The organism is Sinomonas flava (assembly GCF_039531875.1).
GTDB lineage: Bacteria > Actinomycetota > Actinomycetes > Actinomycetales > Micrococcaceae > Sinomonas > Sinomonas flava.
Genome location: NZ_BAAAQW010000005.1, coordinates 289,303 through 295,511, shown reverse-complemented (window position 1 = coordinate 295,511; position 6,209 = coordinate 289,303). Strand labels below are relative to the sequence as shown.

Sequence of the window (6,209 nt, the reverse complement as noted above, 5' to 3'; positions counted from 1 at the left end):
GTGCGTGGTCGCACCCTCCCGATGGCCCGCAGGGCGTTGAGGATCGTGGCGAGGTCCACGAGCTCCTGGAGCAGGGCTCCGGCGACGGCGGGCAGGGCACCGGTGAGCGCGACGAGCATGAGCCCGACGCTGAGCGCGATGCCCAGCCAGATCGACTGGAGTGCGACCCGGACGGTGTGCTGGGAGATCTCGACGGCCTTCGCCGTGCGCGAGATGTCCTCGACCAGCACCACGGCGTCCGCGGATTCGCTCGCGGCTGTCGAGCCGCGCGCGCCCATGGCGATCCCGACGTCGGCGGCGGCCAGGACCGGGGCGTCGTTGACGCCGTCGCCGACCATGAGGACGGGGCGCGGCTCGGCGGCGCGCACGATCTCGACCTTGTCGAGCGGCAGCAGCTCGGGCCGGACGTCCGTGACGCCCAGCTCCCCCGCGATGCTGCGCGCAGTGGTGGGCGAGTCGCCGGTGAGCATGAGGGCGTGCCCGACGCCGGCCGCCGCAAGCCGCTCGAGGGTCCCCTTCGCTTCGGGGCGCGGGAGGTCCCGGAGCACGACGACGCCGCCGAAGGCGCGGTCGACGGCGACGTAGACGGCCAGTTCGCCCGGGCCGAGGTCCGGCTCGTCGAGGCGGGCGCCGACCTCCGAGCCGACATAGGCACGCTTGCCGACCAGGACGCGGTGGCCACCGACGTGGGCGAGGACGCCATTCGTCGCCGCCTCCTCGGCTCCCTCGCCCCGTTCGAGCACGAGGCCGCGGGCGACGGCGGCGTCGACGACCGACGAGGCGAGCGCGTGGGTCGAGTACTGCTCGGCGGAGGCCGCGAGCGCCAGGAGGGTGGCGGCGTCGAACGTGCCGGCAGGCCGGACGTCGACGAGCTCGGGGCGGCCGCGCGTGAGGGTGCCCGTCTTGTCGAACGCGACCGTGCGGACGCGGGAGAGGACCTCGATGACGGCCCCGCCCTTGACAATCACGCCGTGCTTGGCGGCCCGGCTCATGCCGCCCATGAAGGCCACCGGCGCGGCGATCAGCAGCGGGCAGGGCGTGGCGACGACGAGGACCTCGGCGAAGCGGTGCGGGTCCCCCGAGAGCCACCAGCCGAGGACGCCGAGGGCCAGCGAGAAGAGCGTGAACGGCACGGCGTACCGGTCGGCGAGCCGGACCACCGGGGCCTTGCTCTCGGAGGCCTCCCGCACGAGGGCGACGATCTGGGAGAACTGGCTGTCCGCCGCCGACGTCGTCGCCCTTACGAGGGCGGCGGCCGTGCCGTTGACGGAGCCGGAGAGGACATCCTCGCCCTCCTCGCGGTCCACGGGCAGGCTCTCGCCCGTCAGGGACGACTCGTCGAAGCTCGCGGCGGCCGAGACGAGGACGGCGTCCACGGGGACGACCTCCGAGGGCCTCACGACCAAGAGGTCGCCGGGGCGGATCTCCTCAAGCAGCACATCTTCGACCATCGCGCCGTCGACCTGGCGGTGCGCGACGCGGGGGGCGCGGTCCAGCAGCGCCTTCAGCTCGCGCTTGGCGCGGCCCGCCGCGAAGTCCTCGAGCGCCTCGCCGCCGGTGAGCATGACGACGACGATGATGGCGGCGACGTACTCCCCGACCAGGAGCGTCGCGACGATCGCGGTGACGGCGAGGATGTCCAGTCCCCACTTGCCCTTCAGGAGCGAGCGGACCATGCCGACAGCCGTCCATGCGGCAACTCCCCCGGCGAACAGGCTCGCGATGATGCGCGCCGGCCCATCCTGGCCTGCGGCAGCCAGCCCCAGGGACAGGGCGAGGACGGCGATCGCCGCGACGACGAGCGGATTCTGACGGGCCACACCCACGATCCCCATGCTTCGATCCTGCCCCTGACCTCGGTGCGCCGTCCAGCAAGGCGAGGCTGTCCTCGTCAGCTGCACGGGACGTGGAAGGATGGCCCGTATGACGCGTCACATCCAGCACCCGTGGCTGTCCCTGCAGACCCCGTCGGATCCGCTCGCCGCCACCGGCGAGACGCTGCGGTGGGGCGTGGTCTCCACCGGCGGGATAGCCCGGACGGTCACGCGGGACCTCACGCTGCTGCCGGACGCGAGCCTGCACGCCGTGAGCTCGCGTAGCGCGGACCGCGCCGTGCAGTTCGCCCGGGAGCTCGGCTTCGCCCACGCCTATGGGGACGAAGACGGGGTCCCCGGCTACCGCCGCCTCGTGGAGGACCCGGATGTGGACGTCGTGTACGTGGCGACGCCGCATGGGCAGCACCACGAGGTGGCCAAGGCCGCCCTCGAGGCGGGCAAGCATGTCCTGGTCGAGAAGGCCTTCACGGTCACCGCCCACGAGGCCCAGGAGCTGGTCGACCTCGCGGCGGCTCGGGGGCTGTTCCTCATGGAGGCGGTGTGGAGTCGGTTCGTTCCGGGCATGCAGCGGGCCTTCGAGATCGCCGAGTCCGGGGAGCTGGGCGAGGTGCAGTGGGTCTCGGCCGATCTCGGGTTCCCCGCCCCCAAGGACCCTGCCAGTCGGCTCTGGGACGTCGCCGCGGGCGGCGGCGCGCTCCTCGACCTCACGGTGTACCCGCTGCTGTGGGCCATCGGGACGCTCGGCTTCCCCGACTCGCTCACCGCGGTGGGGACGCTCACGGACGACGGCGTGGACTCCCAGAACATCCTGACCCTCGCCTACAGCGGCGGCCAGCTCGCGGCCCTGACATCCTCCCTCCTCGCGCACGGACCCCGGACGGCCACCGTGGCCGGCAGCGAGGGAGTGCTGACGACCGTCGGGAGCATCAACAACCCGACCGAGCTCGTGGTCCGCCGTGGATGGGACCCGGCGCGGGTGGAGAGGCTCGAGATCGTGGCGCGGGGGTACGTGTACGAGCTGCGCGAGGTCACCCGCTGCATCCAGCAGGGAGTCACCGAGAGCCCCACCATGCCGTGGCAGCACACCCTCGACACCATGCGCCTCTTCGACGGGGTGCGCGCGCAGCTGGGGATCAGCTACCCCAACGACGCCCGCCGCTGAGCGGCCTGCCCGCAGCTTCTTCTCCTCCGGCTCTGGACCTCCGGCGCAGGACCCGCTTAGCATTGCTGCCGTAGCGACCTCGTGGGGAGGAGGGCCGATGCGCACTGCCGCACCGTGGCGAGTCCGCGCCGTCGCGCTCGCCCGCCACGCCGCAGCAGCTGCCGGCCTTGGCCTCGCCTGGCTCGTGGTGTCAGGCTCCCCCGCCTCCGCGGCATCCGGCGACCTTCTGGGCGGCACTGTTGCATCGCCGTCGTCCGTCGTCTCCAGCGTGGCTTCCCCTGCCATGCCCGAGGCTGCAACCATCGTGAACGCCCTACCCGCGGTGAGCCCTGCAGGCGGGACCCCGGGCGAAGCTATCAGCGGCACGACCGCCCTTCTCGGTGCCGTCGCCGGGGGTGTCCCCGACGCGCTCGCGCCGGTGACGCACGGTCCCCTCGCTCCGGTTGCCCCCGTCCTGGATCCCGTGGTCGGCGGCACCACGGCCGCGGTAGGCGGGGTGGTCTCCGTAGTGGGAGACGCCGCGGGCGGAGCAGTGGACGACGCCGCGCTCCCGCTCCCTGATCTCGTGGCGCCAGTGACCGAGAATGTCGTGGCGGTCGAACCGGCCCTGTCAGCACCCGTGCCAGAGTTTGTTCCACCGGGCGGCGCCGAAGCTGAGGCGCCGGCCGCACCCGCACAGGCCGCGGTCCTGGACTCCGCCCCGCCTCTGAGCGCTGGAGCGGCCAGTGCCCCCACGCCGTGGTCGCTCGCGTCCGGCTACGCGTTCACGGAGTTCGCTGCACACCATGCTGCAGACGCGCTCTCGGGCATCGTTCCGGTGCTGCCCTCGGACGGGCAGCCGCTGATCTCGGTCCTTCCGCCGGCTCCGGCCCCGGGCTCGCTGGGGGGCTCGTCGTCCGGCCTGGGCGGAGGACCGATCGGAGCGGCGGCGCTGGCGACCGCGTCGTTCTCCCTCGGGCTCCTGTGGCTCATGGGAGCAAGGCTGCGCCTCGCCGGCCCGCCGTTGCCGGCGGCACCCGCGTTCGATCCAGGCTCAACTCCCGACTAGAGGGGACGCGTCTGCCCTCACGCAGACCCTCATCCCCCGGCGCTCCGCGCCATTCCGTCCTAGTCAGGAGAATACTGTGAATACCCTCGCTCGAAGGGTGCTCCTTGGCACCCTCATGGCCGGAGGCCTGTTCGGCCTCGGCCAAGCCGCGGCAACCGCGGCAGACAACACGACCCTCACCACGGTCCCGGCCGTGGCGGCCACCGCCCCCACCCAGCTCACCACCGACGGCCTCCTCACCGGCAGCGGCACCGGAGCGGGCACGGGCGCGGTCCTGGGCGACACGACCCTCACCACGGTCCCGGCCGTGGCGGCCACCGCCCCCACCCAACTCACCACCAACGGGCTCCTCACCGGCACCGCCGGCACCGGCACCGGGACGGGCACGGGCGCGGTCCTGGGCGACACGACCCTCACCACGGTCCCGGCCGTGGCGGCCACCGCCCCCACCCAGCTCACCACCGACGGCCTCCTCACCGGCACCGCCGGCACCGGCACCGGAGCGGGCACGGGCGCGGTCCTGGGCGACACCACCCTCACCACCGTCCCGGCCGTGGCGGCCACCGCCCCCACCCAGCTCACCACCGACGGCCTCCTCACCGGCAGCGGCGGCAGCGGCACCGGAGCGGGCACGGGCGCGGTCCTGGGCGACACCACCCTCACCACCGTCCCGGCCGTGGCGGCCACCGCCCCCACCCAACTCACCACCGACGGCCTCCCCACCGGCGCCGCCGGCAGCGCCGTTGGCAGCGGCACCGGGACGGGCACGGGCGCGGTCCTGGGCGACACCACCCTCACCACCGTCCCGGCCGTCTGCCTCTCGGCTCCACTGTCCCTGACGACGAACGGTGAGGCCGCCGCCCTGCCCGCGGGCACCTGCGGCGGCAGCGCGGCACCGGCCGCTGAACCGGGAACCGGCACGCCCGCAGGCGACGGCTCAGGTTCGGGCACCACGCCCTGCTCCTGCACCACGGGAACAACGCCGGGGACCGTCCCGGATGCCGGCGCCGCAGCTGAGGGCGTTCCCGGAGGCGTGACGCCTGCCGGCGGCGCGGACATCACCGCTCGTGCCTCGACCGGCGTCACAGCCGGTTCCGTTGCTGCCTCGGCACCCATGCTGACCGGCGCCAGCGAAGCCTACGCGGCGGGCACCTCTTCGGCGGGGGCTGCCGGACCGGCTGCATCCACGCAGGCAGCGGGCGCGGCTGCAGCCTCGGCCGCACCTTCGGCGGCTGCAGCACCCGTGGCGGCACCGGCCGCCATGTGCCTGGCTTCCCTGGCCGAGGACACCGTGGGCGGGATCTCGCTCACGCTCGCTGCACTCCTCGCCGCGGCGGCGCTCGCCATCGGCCTGACCCTTGGGATGGTCCTCGGCGGCACTGTTCGCCGCCGGGTCCGGGCCTGACAGCGTCCTCGTTTGCCCGGGCTTGCCGGCCCGGGCGACGAGGACAGGTCCTCAAGCCGTCGGCGATCCAGACAGCGCGCACGACGGCGCCCCGCACCTCGGGCGAGAAACTTCGCGTGAGGCGCGTGGCGCCGTCGTGCCTTGGAACAGCCTGGGCTCAGGCGGCGATGGCCGCGAGCCGACCCGAGCTGCGGCCGAAGATGGCGGCGCCGAGCGAGATGCGGCCCGGTCCAACGAGGGCCACCGCGGCGGCGCCGGCGGCGAGGAGCAGCACGAGCTCCATGCCGCCCTTCTCGACGAACATGCCGGCCGAGACGTGGACGAGGAACAGTGCGCCGAGCATCTCGACGGCCAGGAGCGTCGCGGCCACGCGGGTCAGCAGGCCGACGATGAGCAGCGCGCCGCCGACGAGCTCGAGCCCGGCGGCGATCGGCGCGGCGACCTGCGCGGCGGGGACACCCATCTGGGCGAAGGCACCCTGAGCACCCGGGATGGTGTACTCGAAGAACTTCTGCCAGCCGTGGGCGAAGAAGACCGCACCGAGGGCGATCCGCAGGACTGCGCGGGCGGCGTCGGCGAGGGCGGGGCTGGAAGTCGTGGCCATGGAGGCTCCTTGCTGTCGGTGGTCATCGGGATCGGTGGCCGCCCAGCAGGCGACACGCGGTTCAATCTTCAATTGAACTTTCAACCATTGTGCTGCCACCGATGCATGGTGTCAAAGCGGCGCCGACTTCCCCCGCAACACTGTGCCGGACATCA

5 protein-coding genes are annotated in these 6,209 nt (G+C 73.5%); 3 read left to right on the top strand and 2 right to left on the bottom strand.

The window, feature by feature from the left end:
* A partial coding sequence (locus ABD298_RS09840) for a heavy metal translocating P-type ATPase (RefSeq protein ID WP_344299514.1) occupies nt 1-1,835 on the bottom strand: 1,835 nt, incomplete at its 3' end.
* Between the two features lie 88 nt (nt 1,836-1,923).
* On the opposite strand from ABD298_RS09840, the gene ABD298_RS09835 reads away from it, so the two are divergent.
* From ABD298_RS09835 to ABD298_RS09825, 3 genes are all read left to right on the top strand, one after another.
* Complete coding sequence (locus ABD298_RS09835; protein WP_344299513.1) at nt 1,924-2,997, top strand: Gfo/Idh/MocA family protein; 1,074 nt, start codon at nt 1,924-1,926, stop codon at nt 2,995-2,997.
* A 97-nt stretch (nt 2,998-3,094) separates the two neighbouring features.
* Nucleotides 3,095-4,045 (top strand): hypothetical protein, encoded by a 951-nt coding sequence (locus ABD298_RS09830; RefSeq protein WP_344299512.1) that lies wholly within the window; start codon nt 3,095-3,097, stop codon nt 4,043-4,045.
* Between the two features lie 76 nt (nt 4,046-4,121).
* A complete protein-coding gene (locus ABD298_RS09825) occupies nt 4,122-5,450 on the top strand; it encodes a hypothetical protein (protein WP_344299511.1) in 1,329 nt (442 codons plus the stop codon).
* Between the two features lie 157 nt (nt 5,451-5,607).
* Here ABD298_RS09825 and ABD298_RS09820 read toward each other — a convergent pair whose 3' ends face one another.
* On the bottom strand, nt 5,608-6,054 hold the full coding sequence (locus tag ABD298_RS09820) for a DoxX family protein (protein ID WP_344299510.1): 447 nt from the start codon (nt 6,052-6,054) through the stop codon (nt 5,608-5,610).
* Nucleotides 6,055-6,209 lie beyond the last annotated feature (155 nt).